Here is a 17218-nt window from a genome sequence, read left to right on the forward strand (position 1 = left end):
CGGAACTATTTTGATTGTTTTGCGTCAGTATGTAAAATCGTTAGAAAGCAAAGAGTAGGTACACAGTGTGGATTTAATAACAAATAAATTGATAATGATTGCCTTGTTTATTTTAATCATTCATGCCATTGAAACGCTTGCCTATGCCGTACGTTTATCAGGAGCGCGTGTCAGATTACTAGCATCTGCTTTAGCACTTTTTAATGTAATGGTCATGGTTTCACGGCTCGCTAATATGATGCAACAACCATTTACTGGTAGTTTGGTCGATACTGCACCTGTGGGCGATGCCTTGACACATGTAGAACAGCAGTTTCGTATAATTATTGGAGCGGCATCAGTTGGAACACTAGTAGGCATCTTACTCATCCCAACTTTCGTGGCCATTTTTTCAAGAGCTATCGTCCATCTGGCTGAGGAAAGGGGTTCCATCCCAGCATTACTGAAAAAGGGTTTTACATTTGAATATGTGAGACGTAGCTTGAAGCATATTCATAAGCCACGCTTTACCTATTTAAAAGATATAGGATTGGGAGATATCCCTCTGCAATTATTTATTACCAATATAGTCATTACGGCAATCTATACGATTGGCGTTTTATCAGCTTTGTATGCAACTTTATTAGTCCCAGAATTAAAAACAACTGCCGTTATGGCATCTGGTTTAATTAATGGCATAGCGACCATTCTATTAATTCTATTCATTGATCCAAAAATCTCCATTCTCGCCGATGATGTAATTAATAAAAGGGGGAGCTATATAGATTTAAAAAGAGCCTCGGTCATGATGATGTTTTCAAGATTTTTAGGAACGATTGTGGCACAGTTATTATTCATCCCAGGAGCTCATTATGTGGCATGGTTTGCAAAGCTGATTGCCTAATTGAGGTTGCTAGATTTACGAGCATACTTTTACTTATAGGGAAAAAGGAAAAATCTAAGTCCGGTATGGTCCGAACTTAGATTTTTTGTGCTGACGTGGGTCTCTTTACTACCTTTCAAAAAATGTAGGATCAAGCTGGAGAATAATTGTATTAGTATCATAGAAATCAGGCAATTTTAATTTTTCTTCATAGGTAAACCGTGGTTGATTGTTAATAAAGGCTAACCAATCCATTTCAATTTCACTAACGCTTTTTCCGTATACTACTTCTATTTTTTTTGCCAGGTCTTTCTTATCATAGATTTGTTCAAACTTTTCTATCCCGTACGTTTCAACTAAATATTTAACAAATGAAGCAGCATGTATATAGCTCATCCCCCAAAGGACACTCTGTTCTTCTTTGTTTGGAAGCTCTGCGCGAAAATAATGATCATCTTGATTTGGGTCTATTAATTTGCTAATGGGAATTAATTTGTCTGAATCCAGAAAATGCTTCATATACTTTTCAAGATTTAATTCATTTTTACCGAATTGATCGTCCATATAAATCGCATAACCTTCCTGCGTAAAGTAGCCGTTATCGGTATCAAAATTGCCCCCGTAACCAAGTAAGGAATGTGTCAATTCATGGACAAGTGGGGGATTTTCTAAGCTGAGATCTAACACGATTTTTGATGCTAATCCCCATGAGGGAGTACCATCATTTAGAAATACGGTTATATGCTCAGATGGAACATAGGATGTATGGATGGATTGCAAAATATTCTCATAAGCCTTACATAGTTCATCTTTTATCGTATCTACAGTTTCTTGGGGAGCCTCCATGTTATTAATAAGCTCAAAGGTAAGTTTACCATCTGCTGTTACCACGATATTCTCTTTATTTTTTTCTTCTTGTATTTGCTCTTTAGGAATTGCGGTATTCTGAGAGCAGGCTGTTAAAAAGCATATAAAGATAAGGGTAAAGCCTCTAATTTTAAACATATGACCTCCAGAAAAATCAATATTTTCTAAATAGTACGGATTCAAAACCCAAAAGTTTCATTTTATGTAAAAAGAGAAGAAATGAAGAAAAGCTGCGGGTCTTAAGGAAGAGTTCCCTTGAAAGGAGAGGCATGAAGGTGAGAAGTGAAGTTCATTTATAGTATAATAGGGTTGACTTTTATATTGGAAATGAGGGAACGGATGTATGACAACTATACTTGTTGCTGATGACGATCCGAATATTCGCGAGCTTGTATGCCTGTTTCTGCGCAAGGAAGGATTCGCAACAGTGGAAGCCGAAGATGGTAAGGAAGCATTATCCATCTATCACTCAACACCTGTTGATCTCGTAGTGCTTGATATTATGATGCCAACGATGGATGGTTGGACTCTATGTAAGGAGCTACGGAGAGCCAATGCTGAAATCCCATTACTCATGCTGACAGCAAGAGGTGAGACGTGGGAAAAAGTCAAAGGCTTTGAGCTCGGGACAGATGATTATTTGACCAAGCCATTCGATCCTTTAGAGCTGACGGTACGTGTAAAGGCTTTATTAAAGCGCTACAGAATTGGTTATTCGCAGACCATTCAGCTCGGAGCTATTACTCTTGACCGTCAGACCTTTAAAATTATGACCGGAACGGATGCTATTACGCTGCCACTTAAAGAGTTTGAATTATTATATAAGTTAGCCGAAACACCTGGACAGGTATATACACGTGAACAGCTGATCGATCAAATTTGGGGAATTGATTATGCTGGTGATAATCGAACAATTGATGTACATATAAAGCGCTTGCGTGAGCGCTTCGCTTTGATAGCTGATTTTCATATTGAGACGATACGAGGTCTTGGTTACAGGCTAGAGGTTGATGAATGATCAAATCTTTATATACACGCGTCGTGTTAACATTTCTAGTTGCGGTCATTGGTGGTACAGTCGTTTCCTTCTTCGTAGCCACATGGTTATTTAAAGATAAATTGAATGAATACTTACAAATCCCCTTGCTGAATTTTGGACAGGACATTGTCTTAATTTTTGACACAATGCCTTTTCAGGAGGCAGACCATTTACTTAGCCAAATGAATCAACTGAAATCGTATGATGTCTATGTTTATGATGAAGCAGGGGGGATGAAGGCTTATGGAGACGCTCAAAGTGATACATTGAATAAAGTGACTAAGAAGCAGGTTCGAGACGTGTTGGATGGTAAAGTTGTGCAAGTGAATCCGAACGTTTCTTCAGGACTTGTCGGTATGCCTTTAACAACTGACAAAGGAACCAAAGCGATGTTTATCGAACCAAAAGCTGTCTCCTCGGTCTCATTTGCGCTCACGTTAATTTTAAATTTTTCCACATATGCGCTAGTTATAGGCAGTGTAGTATTTCTAATAGCGGCTATGTTTTTAGTCAGACCGATTAAAAAATTAACAAAAGCGACGAGACATATAGCAGGTGGAGATTTTAATGTCGAGCTCAACATTAAACAATCAGGAGAATTAGGTGTTTTAGCCAGAAGCTTTGAAGAAATGGCTTCCGATTTGCAGCAATTAGAGCAAATGAGGAAAGAATTCGTCTCGAATGTGTCCCATGAGGTTCAGTCACCACTTACTTCGATATCTGGCTATGCTTTGGCACTAAAGCAAGTAGACTTAACGATTGAGGAAAAAAACCGTTATCTTGATATTATTATGGCTGAAGCTCAACGAATGTCTAAAATGAGTGATAGCCTACTAAAACTAAGTTTGCTTGAATCAAAGGCACCACCGATGCAGCTTGTATCGTTAAGCCTAGATGAACAAATTCGACGTGTAATCGTCGCAATCCAGCCACAATGGATGGCTAAAAACATCCATTTTAACCTCCAGTTGCAATCGGTTTATGTCATGGCAGATTACGACCAATTAAATCAGGTATGGACAAATCTTCTTACGAATAGTATTAAATTTTCAAAGGATGGCGACACAATAAAGATTAGCATGTCACAAGAGGCTCATCATGTGTTAGTTCGCATAACAGATACGGGCATTGGCATTTCTCAAGAAGATAAGAAGCGAGTATTCGAGCGATTTTTTAAGGCGGACCGTTCCCACAGTCGAAAATATGAGGGAAGTGGGATGGGACTTGCTATTGTGAAACAAATCGTTTCCTTGCATAAAGGGGACGTTCGGGTGGAGAGTGAACTTGAACAAGGAACGACATTTATTGTTACATTGCCAACCACAGCTAATTAAAAAATAAAAGGTACGATTGTACGATTCCTATGTGATTCTTCATGTAGGATATCGTACCATTTTTTTATTGTTCATATTGCGTTCATATTACCGTCATTGGGAAGACATCTTCGTCCTTTACACTGTTGTTAACGGCTCATAAGGTAGCTGTTAACAACAGTGTAAAGGAGGCAGGCATGAGTAAAGGTGAACCCCCTCGTGCGTCAAACATGAAAAAATTTACTAGAATATTAATGAAATCGATAGCGATTATAGGTGCAATAGGAGTGCTACTACTCGCTATTGTTTTTACAGTTAACATTATTTTCAACAAAATAGAACAAGGTAAAATAGAACCCTATGGTCAGCTCGTTGCTGTTAATGGAGAAAATATGAATATTACTATTCAAGGTAAGGGGACAGAAACCATTGTCTTACTCCCAGGCTTCGGAACAGCAGCTCCAACGCTTGATTTTCAGCCACTGATTGAAGAACTAGCTCCAAACTATAAGGTAGTTTCTGTAGAGCCTTTTGGCTATGGGCTAAGCGATGATACTAAGAAAGAGCGCAGCACAGAGAATATAGTAAGTGAGATTCATGAAGCGCTACAGACATTAAAAATTGACCAGTATATGTTAATGGGACATTCGATAGCAGGGATCTATGGACTCAATTATGTCAATAAATATCCGGATGAGGTAACTGCATTTATCGGAATTGATAGCAGTGTTCCAACTCAGGGTGGTATGGATACAGAATTCCCCATTAAGTCGCTACAGCTTTTGAAAAAATCAGGCATTGCTAGAGTAGCTCTAAAACTATCGGGTACTGATCCATATGCTGGGTTACCTTATGACGATGAAACAAAAGAGCAAATTAGGATGATTACCCTTAAAAACTTTTATAATACGAGTACTTCCAATGAACTGAAGGGGATATATCAAAAGTTTAAAGAAGCAGAAAACCTTACATTCCCTAAAGATTTACCTCTTTTGTTATTTGTTCAGGCGAACAACAGTGATGGAATTGAGAAAAACTGGATACCACTCCATGAGGAGCAGGTTGAAAATTCAGTGCATGGCAAAGTCATTATAATGGATGGAGATCATTACTTACACCATACAAAATCACGAGAAATTGCTGAAAATCTGAAAAAATTTATGAATCATGAATCGTGAAAGCGTCTTACCTCTATCATGATGGAGGTAAGTTTTTTTATGTTTCAAAACTAGATGTAATCCATACTTCGATGAATATTGAATCATTGCCTGTTTATAATTCAAATAGAATGATCAAAAATCAGCTAAGGAGTATGTTGTATGAAAAACTATCAATTTATAGCTTTATTAGTAGTAACAACCTTTTTAATGGGTTCATCTTTCGCAGTCGTAAAATTAGGTTTACCTTATTCATCCCCTTTATTGCTTGCTGCCCTGAGATTTATATTGGCAGGAATCATCATGGCTATTATCGTTATCCTCTTGAAAAGACCGCATCCAACAACAAGGAAAGAGTGGGGGAAGCTATTAATCCTTGGCGGATTTCAAACGGCGGGAGTGATGGGGTGTATATTTCTAAGCCTCCGTACCATTACAGCAAGTGAATCCTCTATTTTAACATTTACAAACCCACTACTTGTTGTCCTATTTGCCACCCTTTTTACTAAAGCACGTTACCATGTTCATCAATGGGTAGGTGTTTTTCTTGGTTTAATCGGTGTGATGATTACGATGGGTGCTCAGGTTGAATGGAAAATAGGACTTCTATTTGGATTTTTATCGGCTGTTTTTTGGGCGATTGCCACATTATTAGCGAAAGAATGGGGGGCGTTATTTGATACTTGGGTTTTATCAGCCTATCAAATGCTGTTTGGGGGCTTGCTTCTTTTCCTAGCGAGTACATTATTAGAGCAACCGTTTTTTATGGTCAATCAGCATTCATTGCTGATTTTATTATGGCTTAGCCTCTTTTCCTCCATTATCCAATTTGCAGGCTGGTATTATTTACTGCAAAATAGTGACCCTGGGAAAACAAGCGCCTATTTGTTTTTAGCTCCTTTTTTTGGCGTGTTAACGGGCTGGCTGTTATTAGATGAACCATTACAACCATCTTTCATGGGAGGGGGATTATTCATACTAGTCGGAATTTACCTAGTCAATCGTACGTTTAGTCGAACAAAAGACTTGAGGTCATAATGTTTTGCCTCAAGTCCAATATTAGTTTACATCTCTATTTGAAATACGTCTTTCAATCCAATTTTACCTTTCTCCGTCACCTGAATGGCGCGAATAGCAGGGACACGAGTAAGCCAGCCAAGCTGGAATAAATGATTGAATAGCTCACTACCAAGAGCACCAGCCAAATGATAACGCCGTTCGCTCCAATCTAAACAGGCGTGTGAGAAGGATCTTCTTTTCTTTTTTAATGCAGGTAAATCGATACCAAATGATGTGAAAAATAATGTGCCTTCATCTGTTAAAACAAACTGCTTTTCTTCTAATTTTAAATAGCCCGCTCGCATCATCGATTCTGTCAAATGAACACCTAATTTACCAGCCAGATGGTCATAGCAAGTTCGAGCCTCCTGCAACAATTTTATTTGGCTAGATTGTTTTAAAGATCGTATTTCAGGAGGAGGTGAAATGGCTAGGAAGGATTCAAGAAATTGAGCAATTTCCTCGTCTGCTAATTGAAAATAGCGGTGTCTACCCTGTTTTTCCACCTTTATTAGTTTTCCTTCTACTAATTTAGCTAGATGGAAGCTAGCTGTTTGAGGTTTAATAGCGGCCATATAGGCTAGGTCACTAGCCGTATGGAGGCGACCGTCCATCATACTAGCGAGTATAGTAGCTCTTGAAGTTTCGCCGAGGAGTGCTGCGACTTCAGCCATATTTGGATTAATTCCCATATGTCACAATCCTTTCGTTTGCTATATTTTGATTTTAGTCAAAGTCATTATCGTTTACAATAAAAGTTATAGAGGGGGAGAAATAAATGGAAACATATTATGCAGTGATCTTTACTTCACAAAGAACCAAACATGATGGGGAGGGCTATGGCAAGATGGCCGAAATAATAGATGCCTTAGCCAAGCAACAGCCTGGCTTCATACGTGTTGAAAGTGTAAGGGATGAGGAAGGGAAGGGCATGACCGTATCCTATTGGGAATCACTAGAGGCTATTCAAGCATGGAAAGCTAATGCCAAGCATTTAGCGGCCCAGCAATTAGGAAAAGAGAAATGGTACACGCATTATCAAGTTGAAATTTGCCAAGTCATGAAAGAGTATTCTTTTTAATATTAAAATTAGGCAAACGAAGGAGGCAGATTTTGATGACAATTGCTGAAGAATGGCAAGAGCTTAGAAATAATTTCAATCCTTCTCAACCAATCACGGTTAACCGGATGCATATTTTTAAAGAGCAATTAAAGAATGAGCCACAAACGCAAGAAACATTGAGAATACTTGTCGAGGTCTATTGTTTACTAAGGATGTATCCAGAAGCTTATCAACTATTTACTGCTATTATGAATAATAATGATAAAAAAGATCGTAAAAAATTTGGAACGCTACAAACCTACATAAATCAACCAAATTCAATGGTTCCGTTGATGCCACAAAAAATACGAGATCAACGGCCTATTAAAACGTTCATCCCTACGTTTAAATATTTACCAAAGCCATTAGAGGCGAAAATTTTTGAGACAGATGACATCGTTGTATGCGATTGTTGTCAACAGGAAGTGGATGTCTATTATACTGGCAGTATTTACGCGATAGAGGATGTAGATTATCTTTGCCCTTCATGTATCCATAGTGGGGAAGCGGCGCAAAAATATGATGGCTCTTACCAGCAAGATTTAATTCATGATGAACATATTACAAATCCTAGATTGGCGGAGGAAGTGCTATATCGAACGCCAGGCTATGTGAGCTGGCAAGGGAATAATTGGGTAGCCCATTGCTCAGATTATTGTGCATTTATTGGCTATGTTGGCTGGAGTGATATGGTGGAGCTAGGCATTGACGATCAGTTTGACAATTATACGGGCTTTTCGCTAGAAGAGGTTTCTGCTTCCTTAATGAACAATGGTCATCATCAGGGGTATTTATTTCAATGCCTGGAATGTGATCGCTATGTGCTTTATTCTGATTTTAGCTAAGGTTGTTTAGTAGAGGAGGTAGTAAAGTGGAACAATTTCTTCAACGGTATATGTATTCCTGGCGCTTCAATGGCTGGCTTGTTCACGATATTTTTTTAGGGATTATCTTTGGACTGGGATTGTTATTGTTAGTATTTATAGCTATTAAACGGAAGCGTCTAGTTATTTCTATCAGCTTGCTCGTCATTTATTTAGTAGTAAGTAATGGACTCATGATAGTTTTTGGTTTAGCAGGACGAAGCTTTCCAATCAAATCGGACTCCTCTATTTATACAGATGAATCACAAAAAATAGCTGTACAAATGGTACAGGGCTATGAAAATAATGGTTCATCAAATGGCATTACACATTTGATTTCACACTATCTTATTGTAGCTGTGAATTTGGAGACAGGTGAAAAACAATGGACAAAATCTGCTTCTTATAAAGAAACACTGATTGGGAATTTTATGGGTGGCTTACTTGTTCACCATCGAGATGGGGAGTATGGGCAATTGTCACTTTTAGATATAGAAACGGGAAAAGAAATACTTTCTGAAAAGGAATTTCGCCAACAGCATCAGCCTTTAATAGATATTTTGAGCAGTGGTGCGCAACAAATGATAGCGTTACAAAACGAACTTTATCTAGAAGGTGTCGATGGCCATTTTTATCATTATGATGGCAAGGCCTTAAACAAAGATACCAAAGCTGAAAATTATATATCTGCACGTTTTTTTATTGAATCGGATTTGCCAGGTTATTTTGCTACTCATCAGCAGCCTTTAGAGAATTATCAAGAGATTCAAGATTTTAGTCAACAAGTGTTGTCAGAGCCTGCTATACGAAATTATCAAAATTTAGAGCCAAAAGTGATGGCTATAGATATTGTGGAAAGCGTTGCCCTCCTTTCCTATCGACAGACCCAGCGAGAGAGTGCAGATCATATGCTTGTGCTGTACGATATGAAAAAGCATCAATTGCTATGGGAAGAAAAGATTGGTGCTATTAATTCCTATCAACAGCAGCCTAAAGTAAGAACGCTAGAGAAGGGCTATATCATCCAGACGGGTGATCAGCTTTTAGTCCTAGATAAACAGTCAAGGGATAAAGTTGTTCAATATCACCTACGTTGGAATCGTCCTGTTGATGAAATGTAAATGACAGTGTGATGATATAACTTGAGGCAAAAAATGATGAAGCTCGGGAAAGTATTTTTCGCTTCTACTAAATAAGAGTATAATTTAATAGGAAGAAACTCTGAATGATAAGATTGGAGCAAGATAATGAACGAGCAAATATTAGATTGGATTACACGCTTTCAAAGGGATAAAGATATTGAAGCTCTCGCTCATTTAAAAAAATATTGTTTTCGGATGATTGAACCTTTAATTGTGGAATTTACATGTAAGAATGGTAAAGAAGCGGGAGAATTATTGCGTTTAAAATGGGATAAACGATTTTATTTTATTTTTACAAAATATCAGGTGAATGTAGGGCTTCCATTAGATACATTTGTCCACAATACGTATCGTTTTTATTTCATGCAAGAATTAAAAAAGGCTGGCTATTAGTAATCCATTAAAAACGGTGAATGCTCGAAAGATCACGTTCGTTTGTGATTATTTGGGCAGAGCTGTAAAAAATAGCGGGGAATAAATAGAATCCCTTGATTTGTGTATATGCAAATCAAGGGATTTTTTTATTGATAGAGCAAATCCTCTGCTAGGTGAGTAAAAATTTCACCAATAATTGTATCTGCATCATACACGGAGGAGCCTGTATTTTCTTCAGGTTGAGCAAAAGGAATATGTGCTAAAACATTCGTATTCAGTAATTCGGCTAATTGCTCAGCCCCACCTTGTCCAAAAAGATAGTTTTTTTGACCATCTGCCCCTTCAAAATAGGCCATATTTTCGACCACGCCAAGTATGGTGTGTTTGGTATGTTGAGCCATTAAACCTGCACGGGAAGCAACGTGAGATGCAGCAAGATGTGGGGTTGTAACAATAACCTCCTGTGCTTGAGGGATCATCGCTGCCATATCAATTGCCACATCACCTGTACCTGGAGGCAAATCAATGAGGAGATAATCTAAATCTCCCCAATGTGTGTTGACTAGGAAATTTCGAATCCATTTGTTAAGCATAGGCCCACGCCACATGACAGGCTGATTGTCATGTGTAAAAAAGCCCATCGACATGATTTTAACACCATGAACCATCACAGGAATTGCAGTTTGGTCCAGCATGGTTGGTTTTTGGTCAACATTCATCATCGTAGGTATACTGAAGCCGTAAATATCTGCATCTAAAATACCGACACGTTTTCCAAGACGGGCAAGAGCAACAGCTAGGTTGATGGTTACGGTAGACTTACCAACACCACCTTTACCACTAGTTACTGCGATAAATTGAACGCCAGAATGGGGCAACAGCATTTTGGGCATACCTGTGTCTGTCACCTTTTCCGCTTGTAGAGAGGCAGTTAAGGTGCGACGTTCCAGTTCGGTCATTGCCCCAAAGCTAATGACAACAGGGGAGACACCGAGCGTTTTTAACGCCTCCTCCACATCCTGTTGGATTTTTGCCTTTAAAGGGCAGCCAGGAATAGTCAAAATGATATCAAGCGATACTTGTGTACCGTTGATTTGAATATTTCGCACCATATTTAAGTCTATGATACTTTGGTGAAGCTCTGGATCTTCTACCTGTTTCAAGGTGTTTAGTATATTTTCTTTCGTTAACATGAAGGCACCACCTAATCTTTCAAGCCTTTGCCAAGTCCTTTTAAGAAATGGACACCAAAATTGAGTGCACGATTAACATCTGGATCATTTAACATTTTAACTAGCTTAAAAGCACTCACTTTTTCATCAGTCTCTAGAGCTTTATTGGCTTCGTCCACTCCAGCATGTAAGCCTTCAATAAGTTTTGCTGTTGTTTCAGGATTTAGCTCTGTCAAGGCTCCTGCAACACCCATCAAATTATTAATAATATTCGTCACAGGCTTTCGTGTTAATTGTCCAAGTGCTATATGAGCCACATCCTCTTTCGCTTCAAGTAACTTAGTAGCGGCTTCTAATGCACCAATATCATTTAATTCTGACATAATGGTAAATACTTGCTGAACTGCTTCTTCATGTTCAGAAAGTAATTGTTTTAGATTGTCTATTTTTTGTTCTTTTAGTTGTTCTTCCGTAAATGGTTGCTTTTTTATGTTTGTAATCGGGACAGCCATGCTCTCACTCTCTTTCATTAGTAGTTGTTAAGTGAACGTAGCCAGGACGATTCCATTTCCGTTGTACCTCGACGCCATTTTGAGGATGGCGCTTTTTATAACGTGGGTTTGTTCGAGGAAGTGGTGATTTTCCTTTTGCTTTTAGCACTTCTACTCGGACTTTCGTTTGTTTATAAGCAGGTGTTGACGTATTCACATCTGCGGCTGGACCTGTTAAGAAATTAATAGCTGAATCCTTGCTAACAGAGTTCATTGGTAAGAATAACTCGTTACCTTGTACACGATCTGTGACAAGAGCATTTAGCTTTAATGCACCATATGGCGATACTAAGCGTAGTAGGGCTCCATCCTCAATGCCTCGTTCTTTCGCTAATTCTGGTGATACTTCTACGAAAATCTCAGGAACTTTTGATTGTATACCCTTTGATTTATTCGTTAAGTTGCCTTCATGGAAGTGTTCAAGCATACGTCCGTTATTAATATGGCAATCATACTGTGCCTCAAATTCAACTGGTTCCACCCAGTCATTTAATGCAAAGCGTGCCTTTTTATCAGGGAAGTTAAATCCGTCCTCATAGAGTAAAGGTGTATCTTTCCCATCATGACTACCCCAGCAGAAGCTACCCCAGCCTTCCAGTACATCGTAGTTTGCTTGTGAGAAAAGGGGAGATAGGCTAGCCATTTCATCGAATATATCGCTTGGATGATTGTAATGCCAGTCAGCACCTAGACGACAAGCGACTGCTTGCAGGATTTCCCAATCTGCCTTTGACTCTCCCAGCGTCGGTAAAACCTGATACAGTCGTTGAACGCGACGTTCTGTATTAGTGAATGTACCTTCTTTTTCGAGGGAAGGAGCAGCTGGTAAAATAACATCCGCATATTGTGCCGTACGTGATAGGAAACAATCTTGGACCACAAAGAAGTCTAATTGGGATAGAACTTCATCTACATGGTTAGCATTACAGTCGACAAGTGCCATATCTTCACCTACCAAATACATTGCTTTCATTTTACCTTCCATAATCGCATCTAACATTTGCATATTATTACGACCTGGTTGTGGTTGAATATTAACACCGTATGCTTTTTCAAATTTAGCTCGCGCTTCATCATCTGTTACTTTTTGATAGCCTGGCAATAGATTCGGTAGTGTACCCATATCACAAGCGCCTTGAACATTATTATGGCCGCGAAGAGGGTAGGCACCTGCACCTGGACGACGGTAGTTACCAGTTGCTAAAAGTAAATTAGAAATGGCAGCTGACGTATATGAACCACCTGTATTTTGTGTGACACCCATACCCCAAAGAACGCAAGTCCCGTCTGCCTCGCGAATCATTTCTGCCACCTGAATTAAGGTTTCTTTTGAGATACCAGTCATTTCTTGTGCATAATCAAGTGTGTATTTTTCAAGAACTTGTTTGAACTCATCCAAGTGTAGGACATTTTTCTGAATGAAGGCTTCATCATGCCAACCCTGATCCATCATATACTTGGTTACTGCCATTAACCATACTTGGTCCGTACCTTGTTTCGGACGCATGAATATGTCAGAACGCTCAGCCATTTCATGTTTACGTATATCGGCAACAATTAGTTTCTGACCATGTAATTTATGGGCACGTTTGACCCGAGTGGCCAAAACAGGATGACCTTCAGCTGGGTTAGCCCCGATAATAATGACAAGACCAGCATTGGCAATATCTTTGATGGTTCCTGCATCCCCACCCATACCTACTGTGCGTAATAAACCGTCCGTTGCCGGTGATTGGCAATAACGGGAGCAATTATCTACATCATTTGTCTCAAACAATTGGCGTGCCATTTTTTGAATTAAGTAATTTTCCTCGTTTGTAATTTTAGAAGAAGAGATAAAGCCCACAGAACCAGGGCCATATTGTTGTTGAATCCCCCCCAGTTTAGCGGCAATTAAATCAAGTGCTTCATCCCAAGAAGATTCCACAAAGGCATCATCTTTACGAATTAATGGCTTTGTAATACGTTCTTCAGAGTTGATGAAGTCCCAACCGAATTTCCCTTTGACACAAGTAGAAATGGCATTTACAGGACCATCGGAAGGTTGTACTTTTAAAATTTTACGATCTTTTGTCCACACTTCGAATGAGCAGCCTACACCACAGAATGTACAGACTGTTTTTGTCTTTTTCGTCCGTTTACTACGCATCGCTGCTTCCACTTCAGAAACAGCAAAGATACCACTATAGCCGGGTTCTACTTCTTTTATCAAGCTAATCATTGGATCTAACATATCCTGTTTAAGACCAGTCATAAATCCAGCCTCTCCAAGCATGGATTTTTCCATTAACGCATTACATGGGCAAACGGTTACACATTGACCGCAGCTGACACAGGAAGAATCATTAATCGCAACGCCGGTATCCCAAATTACGCGAGGTCTTTCTGCTTCCCAATCCAAAGATAGTGTTTCATTCACCTGTAAACTTTGACAGACCTCTACACATTGTCCACATGCGATACATTGATTTGGATCATAGCGGTAAAATGGGTGTGACATGTCCACTTCATGTGGCTCCACTTTTGGTTTGTATGGATACTTTTGATGTTCGATTTCCATTAACTCGGCTGTGTTGTGTAACGTACAATTCCCATTATTATTATCACAAACTGTACAGTACAATAAATGATTTTCAAGAAGACGATCCATCGCTTCTGTTTGCGCCGTTTTTGCTTTGTCAGAGGTTAATAATACATTCATGCCATCGACTGCTTTTGTTGAGCATGATCGAACTAATTGGCCGTTTACCTCAACGATACATGTATCACACGTTTCGATTGGATCGACGGTAGGTACATGACAAATCTGTGGATGAGGGATGTCATGTTGATTAATGGTATCAAGGATTGTAGCGCCTTCTTTTACATCGTACGTTACGCCATTAATATGAATTTGAGTCAAGGTAATTTCCTCCTTTTACACTATGAGACTACTCGGACAACCTGTTACGGCTTAAGACAAAAGGGAATTACAATAAGAGCTTTCCAAAAATGATGAAAAGATTGTCTTGTTATCATTGTAATTCCCAAATCGACGTGAAGCTACCTCAAAATAGAGTAATTGTTAGAACATAACAAGTTATCCATGTCTCGGGTTAAAAAATAAAAAAAATCCACCATGAAATGGCACGTCTAAGACATGCTAATACATTCATGGTGGATAAAATTCTTAGCAGGCCTTGCTAAAAACTCAATCAACTTTTATTTTTAGGTCATCATAGAATTCAAATATTTATAAACACTATGCGACTTCTAAGTAGAGGAAGACATAGGGATCAAAATACATAAATTCCATTTGTGCTATTATTATAGCCCTTTCCTGCAAAAGGAACAATATGAATTATCAATATTTTTACATGAGAATAATTATCAAAAATATTTTCTCTTTTATTTTTTTAAAAGTTACTATATGATTAACAAACTGTAAGGGTGACCCCCATAGTGATTGCCTAAAAAAGTATAATGATGATGGGAGAATCGTTACTATGTCTAAAAAAGTTCATGAATTTAACGATATGATTCGTAAATTACGAAAAGAAGTTTTTGGTAAAGGACCAGAACGTATTCATACGGTTTTTGTTGAAAATATGGCTGTCTCCACTTTATATGGGAATATCACTCCAACTGAAAAATTTATTGCGGGTTCACCCGAAGGATTAAAAATGGTTCATGCCGCAAGGACGAGCATGATTCAAGATTTATATGCACAATCCCCACCGGAAGGCATGGAAGAATTAATGGGCAGTAAATTACTCCACTTATTTTCAGATATTAAAATTGAAGAGGATTTTGCGATTTCCGTCTTTGTTTTTGAAAAACCTATAAGTGAATAAAGGAGGATGCCTTATGGAGAGAGCCGTTACGAGGAAGATTGTGCGAGTTGAAGGGCAGCAAGCGAAGGAAATGGATGATTTAATTGTCTCAGAATATGCTGTGACCGTGAAAATTAATCAACAAGAATTTGTCACGATGGTTTGTACGCCGGAGTATGTCGAGGATATGGTTATCGGTTATTTAGCGTCCGAACGGGTGATCCGTAGTTACGAGGATATTGAGGACATTTGGCATCAAGAACAAGAAGGCTTTGTGCACATTAAAACAAAGCATGTCAATCCTTATTATCAGCAAACACAAAACAAACGCTATATAACATCTTGTTGTGGAATGAGTCGACAAGGCTTTGTTTTTACAAACGATGCTTTAGTAGCAAAAAAAATGGAAGATATTCATGTGCAAATTACTGCTGCGGATTGCTTTCGCTTAATGCATGCCATGCAGGATACTGCTGATATATTTAAAAAAACAGGTGGTGTGCATAATGCAGCGCTTTGCGATGTCAATGGCATTGTTTTAAGTCGCATGGATATTGGTCGCCATAATGCTTTAGATAAAATTTACGGCTATTGTTTACGTCATAATATTAGTATACAAGATAAAATTATTGTTTTTAGTGGACGAATATCATCAGAGATTTTACTAAAAGTATCCAAAATAGGCTGTGAAATAGTATTGTCCAAATCGGCACCAACCGAATTAGCCTTGCAATTGGCCGAGCAGCTTGGTATTACGACGGTAGGCTTTATTCGACAACAAACATTGAATATTTATACACATCCACAACGCATCATCATACCAGCTCAGAATGTACGGAAAGAAGGAGATTAAATGACGGATCTACAAGACCAACTACAAAGACCGTTAAGAGATTTAAGAATATCCGTGACAGATCGCTGCAACTTTCGCTGTCGATATTGTATGCCAGCTGAAGTGTTTGGTCCTGATTATGCATTTTTATCATCTGATAAAATTTTAAACTTCGATGAGATTGAAAGAGTAGTCAAAATATTCGTCTCACTAGGTGTCAAAAAGGTCCGCATTACAGGTGGGGAGCCTTTATTACGCCGCGATTTAACGGAATTAATTGCCCGAATTCATCGCCTAGAAGGTGTAGAAGATATCGCTTTAACAACAAATGGCACTTTATTAAAAAAATATGCACAGCCATTGGCACAAGCAGGCTTATCCCGCGTTTCAATTAGTTTAGATTCACTAAACGACGAGCGTTTTTTTGAGATGAACGGACATCGCGGGAAGGTGTCAACTGTGTTAGAGGGTATTGAAAAGGCAGCGGAAGCCGGTTTACAAGTAAAGATTAATATGGTCGTTCAAAAGGGAAAAAATGACCAAGATGTTATAGAAATGGCACGATTTTTTAAAGAAAAACAACATATTTTACGCTTTATTGAGTATATGGATGTTGGAAATTCGAATGGTTGGCGCATGGATGATGTGTTGGCCAAAAAAGACATCGTTGAGCAAATCCATCAGCATTCACCGCTGCGACCGATTGCTCCTAATTATCTAGGGGAAGTGGCGACTCGTTACCAATACAAGGATAATCAAGGGGAGATTGGTATTATATCATCAGTCACAGATTCTTTTTGCACGTCTTGCTCACGTGCACGCCTCTCAGCAGAGGGTAAATTATATACTTGTTTGTTTGCTACAGAGGGGACGGATTTAAGAGAGCTATTAAGATCTGGCCAAGATGATACAGCAATTCTTAATTGTATAAAGAGTGTCTGGACAGAAAGAAATGATCGCTATTCAGACGAGCGGAACGAACAGACGATAGCAAATAGGAAAAAGGCTAAAGTTGAAATGTCCCATATCGGAGGGTAAACATAAAAACAGAAAAAAATCGGCAAGATGCCGA

At 38.7% G+C, this 17218-nt stretch carries 17 protein-coding genes; 12 read left to right on the top strand and 5 right to left on the bottom strand.

All coding sequences use genetic code 11. The annotated features are described in order from the left end of the window. Nucleotides 1–94 precede the first annotated feature (94 nt). A complete protein-coding gene (locus ACOZBY_RS09030) occupies nt 95–883 on the top strand; it encodes a lipid II flippase Amj family protein (RefSeq protein ID WP_012294900.1) in 789 nt (262 codons plus the stop codon). Nucleotides 884–991: 108 nt separating this feature from the next. Here the strand turns inward: ACOZBY_RS09030 and ACOZBY_RS09035 are convergent, their stop codons facing one another. Further along, nucleotides 992–1867: a hypothetical protein gene (locus tag ACOZBY_RS09035; RefSeq protein WP_281487079.1), complete on the bottom strand. Its 876-nt coding sequence runs from the start codon at nt 1865–1867 to the stop codon at nt 992–994. Between the two features lie 205 nt (nt 1868–2072). Here ACOZBY_RS09035 and ACOZBY_RS09040 point away from each other — a divergent pair, with 205 nt between their 5' ends. The 4 genes from ACOZBY_RS09040 to ACOZBY_RS09055 all read left to right on the top strand — a co-directional run bounded on the left by ACOZBY_RS09040 (nt 2073) and on the right by ACOZBY_RS09055 (nt 6276). Next, nucleotides 2073–2747 (top strand): response regulator transcription factor, encoded by a 675-nt coding sequence (locus ACOZBY_RS09040; RefSeq protein WP_012294898.1) that lies wholly within the window; start codon nt 2073–2075, stop codon nt 2745–2747. After that, nucleotides 2744–4102: a HAMP domain-containing sensor histidine kinase gene (locus tag ACOZBY_RS09045; RefSeq protein ID WP_422762067.1), complete on the top strand. Its 1359-nt coding sequence runs from the start codon at nt 2744–2746 to the stop codon at nt 4100–4102. The genes ACOZBY_RS09040 and ACOZBY_RS09045 overlap by 4 nt, the downstream gene beginning before the upstream one ends. 176 nt (nt 4103–4278) lie before the next feature. After that, nucleotides 4279–5259: an alpha/beta fold hydrolase gene (locus ACOZBY_RS09050; protein WP_281487080.1), complete on the top strand. Its 981-nt coding sequence runs from the start codon at nt 4279–4281 to the stop codon at nt 5257–5259. A 141-nt stretch (nt 5260–5400) separates the two neighbouring features. After that, the gene (locus ACOZBY_RS09055; protein ID WP_036164006.1) at nt 5401–6276 is read left to right on the top strand and encodes a DMT family transporter; all 876 of its coding nucleotides are present in this window, start codon (nt 5401–5403) and stop codon (nt 6274–6276) included. 26 nt (nt 6277–6302) lie between these two features. On the opposite strand, the gene ACOZBY_RS09060 is transcribed toward ACOZBY_RS09055, so the two are convergent. Then, on the bottom strand, nt 6303–6989 hold the full coding sequence (locus ACOZBY_RS09060) for an ArsR/SmtB family transcription factor (RefSeq protein ID WP_422762069.1): 687 nt from the start codon (nt 6987–6989) through the stop codon (nt 6303–6305). A gap of 86 nt (nt 6990–7075) precedes the next feature. Here ACOZBY_RS09060 and ACOZBY_RS09065 point away from each other — a divergent pair, with 86 nt between their 5' ends. The 4 genes from ACOZBY_RS09065 (at nt 7076) to ACOZBY_RS09080 (ending at nt 9797) form a co-directional block, all read left to right on the top strand. Further along, nucleotides 7076–7378, top strand: a complete 303-nt coding sequence (locus ACOZBY_RS09065) for an antibiotic biosynthesis monooxygenase family protein (RefSeq protein ID WP_281487081.1) — start codon at nt 7076–7078, stop codon at nt 7376–7378. Between the two features lie 35 nt (nt 7379–7413). After that, a complete protein-coding gene (locus ACOZBY_RS09070; protein WP_012294893.1) occupies nt 7414–8244 on the top strand; it encodes a CbrC family protein in 831 nt (276 codons plus the stop codon). Nucleotides 8245–8270: 26 nt separating this feature from the next. Beyond that, complete coding sequence (locus tag ACOZBY_RS09075) at nt 8271–9383, top strand: PA2928 family protein (RefSeq protein WP_036162004.1); 1113 nt, start codon at nt 8271–8273, stop codon at nt 9381–9383. 126 nt (nt 9384–9509) lie between these two features. Next, nucleotides 9510–9797, top strand: a complete 288-nt coding sequence (locus tag ACOZBY_RS09080; RefSeq protein WP_281487082.1) for a hypothetical protein — start codon at nt 9510–9512, stop codon at nt 9795–9797. A 128-nt stretch (nt 9798–9925) separates the two neighbouring features. Here the strand turns inward: ACOZBY_RS09080 and ACOZBY_RS09085 are convergent, their stop codons facing one another. From ACOZBY_RS09085 to fdhF, 3 genes are read right to left on the bottom strand one after another with little or no spacing between them, the layout of a single operon-like run. Then, a complete protein-coding gene (locus ACOZBY_RS09085) occupies nt 9926–10972 on the bottom strand; it encodes an Mrp/NBP35 family ATP-binding protein (RefSeq protein ID WP_012294890.1) in 1047 nt (348 codons plus the stop codon). Nucleotides 10973–10983: 11 nt separating this feature from the next. Next, nucleotides 10984–11463 (bottom strand): DUF1641 domain-containing protein, encoded by a 480-nt coding sequence (locus tag ACOZBY_RS09090; protein WP_031416181.1) that lies wholly within the window; start codon nt 11461–11463, stop codon nt 10984–10986. Between the two features lie 4 nt (nt 11464–11467). Then, nucleotides 11468–14404: a formate dehydrogenase subunit alpha gene (gene fdhF / locus ACOZBY_RS09095; protein ID WP_036216709.1), complete on the bottom strand. Its 2937-nt coding sequence runs from the start codon at nt 14402–14404 to the stop codon at nt 11468–11470. 583 nt (nt 14405–14987) lie between these two features. On the opposite strand from fdhF, the gene ACOZBY_RS09100 reads away from it, so the two are divergent. From ACOZBY_RS09100 to moaA, 3 genes are read left to right on the top strand one after another with little or no spacing between them, the layout of a single operon-like run. Continuing rightward, nucleotides 14988–15335: a DUF2294 domain-containing protein gene (locus tag ACOZBY_RS09100; RefSeq protein WP_031416179.1), complete on the top strand. Its 348-nt coding sequence runs from the start codon at nt 14988–14990 to the stop codon at nt 15333–15335. Nucleotides 15336–15348: 13 nt separating this feature from the next. Then, nucleotides 15349–16167, top strand: a complete 819-nt coding sequence (gene fdhD / locus ACOZBY_RS09105; protein WP_031416178.1) for a formate dehydrogenase accessory sulfurtransferase FdhD — start codon at nt 15349–15351, stop codon at nt 16165–16167. Further along, a complete protein-coding gene (gene moaA, locus ACOZBY_RS09110) occupies nt 16168–17184 on the top strand; it encodes a GTP 3',8-cyclase MoaA (RefSeq protein WP_036163988.1) in 1017 nt (338 codons plus the stop codon). Nucleotides 17185–17218: the final 34 nt, after the last annotated feature.

Origin of the sequence: Lysinibacillus sp. NPDC056220, from assembly GCF_049315265.1 — a bacterium.
GTDB classification, from domain to species: domain Bacteria; phylum Bacillota; class Bacilli; order Bacillales_A; family Planococcaceae; genus Lysinibacillus; species Lysinibacillus pinottii.

Excerpts from the sequence above, each read along its gene's own strand:
- ACOZBY_RS09030 (WP_012294900.1), top strand. The coding sequence starts at position 95 with ATGATTGCCTTGTTTATTTTAATCATTCATGCCATTGAAACGCTTGCC.
- ACOZBY_RS09035 (WP_281487079.1), bottom strand. The coding sequence starts at position 1,867 with ATGTTTAAAATTAGAGGCTTTACCCTTATCTTTATATGCTTTTTAACA.
- ACOZBY_RS09040 (WP_012294898.1), top strand. The coding sequence starts at position 2,073 with ATGACAACTATACTTGTTGCTGATGACGATCCGAATATTCGCGAGCTT.
- ACOZBY_RS09045 (WP_422762067.1), top strand. The coding sequence starts at position 2,744 with ATGATCAAATCTTTATATACACGCGTCGTGTTAACATTTCTAGTTGCG.
- ACOZBY_RS09050 (WP_281487080.1), top strand. The coding sequence starts at position 4,279 with ATGAGTAAAGGTGAACCCCCTCGTGCGTCAAACATGAAAAAATTTACT.
- ACOZBY_RS09055 (WP_036164006.1), top strand. The coding sequence starts at position 5,401 with ATGAAAAACTATCAATTTATAGCTTTATTAGTAGTAACAACCTTTTTA.
- ACOZBY_RS09060 (WP_422762069.1), bottom strand. The coding sequence starts at position 6,989 with ATGGGAATTAATCCAAATATGGCTGAAGTCGCAGCACTCCTCGGCGAA.
- ACOZBY_RS09065 (WP_281487081.1), top strand. The coding sequence starts at position 7,076 with ATGGAAACATATTATGCAGTGATCTTTACTTCACAAAGAACCAAACAT.
- ACOZBY_RS09070 (WP_012294893.1), top strand. The coding sequence starts at position 7,414 with ATGACAATTGCTGAAGAATGGCAAGAGCTTAGAAATAATTTCAATCCT.
- ACOZBY_RS09080 (WP_281487082.1), top strand. The coding sequence starts at position 9,510 with ATGAACGAGCAAATATTAGATTGGATTACACGCTTTCAAAGGGATAAA.
- ACOZBY_RS09085 (WP_012294890.1), bottom strand. The coding sequence starts at position 10,972 with ATGTTAACGAAAGAAAATATACTAAACACCTTGAAACAGGTAGAAGAT.
- ACOZBY_RS09090 (WP_031416181.1), bottom strand. The coding sequence starts at position 11,463 with ATGGCTGTCCCGATTACAAACATAAAAAAGCAACCATTTACGGAAGAA.
- ACOZBY_RS09100 (WP_031416179.1), top strand. The coding sequence starts at position 14,988 with ATGTCTAAAAAAGTTCATGAATTTAACGATATGATTCGTAAATTACGA.
- fdhD (WP_031416178.1), top strand. The coding sequence starts at position 15,349 with ATGGAGAGAGCCGTTACGAGGAAGATTGTGCGAGTTGAAGGGCAGCAA.
- moaA (WP_036163988.1), top strand. The coding sequence starts at position 16,168 with ATGACGGATCTACAAGACCAACTACAAAGACCGTTAAGAGATTTAAGA.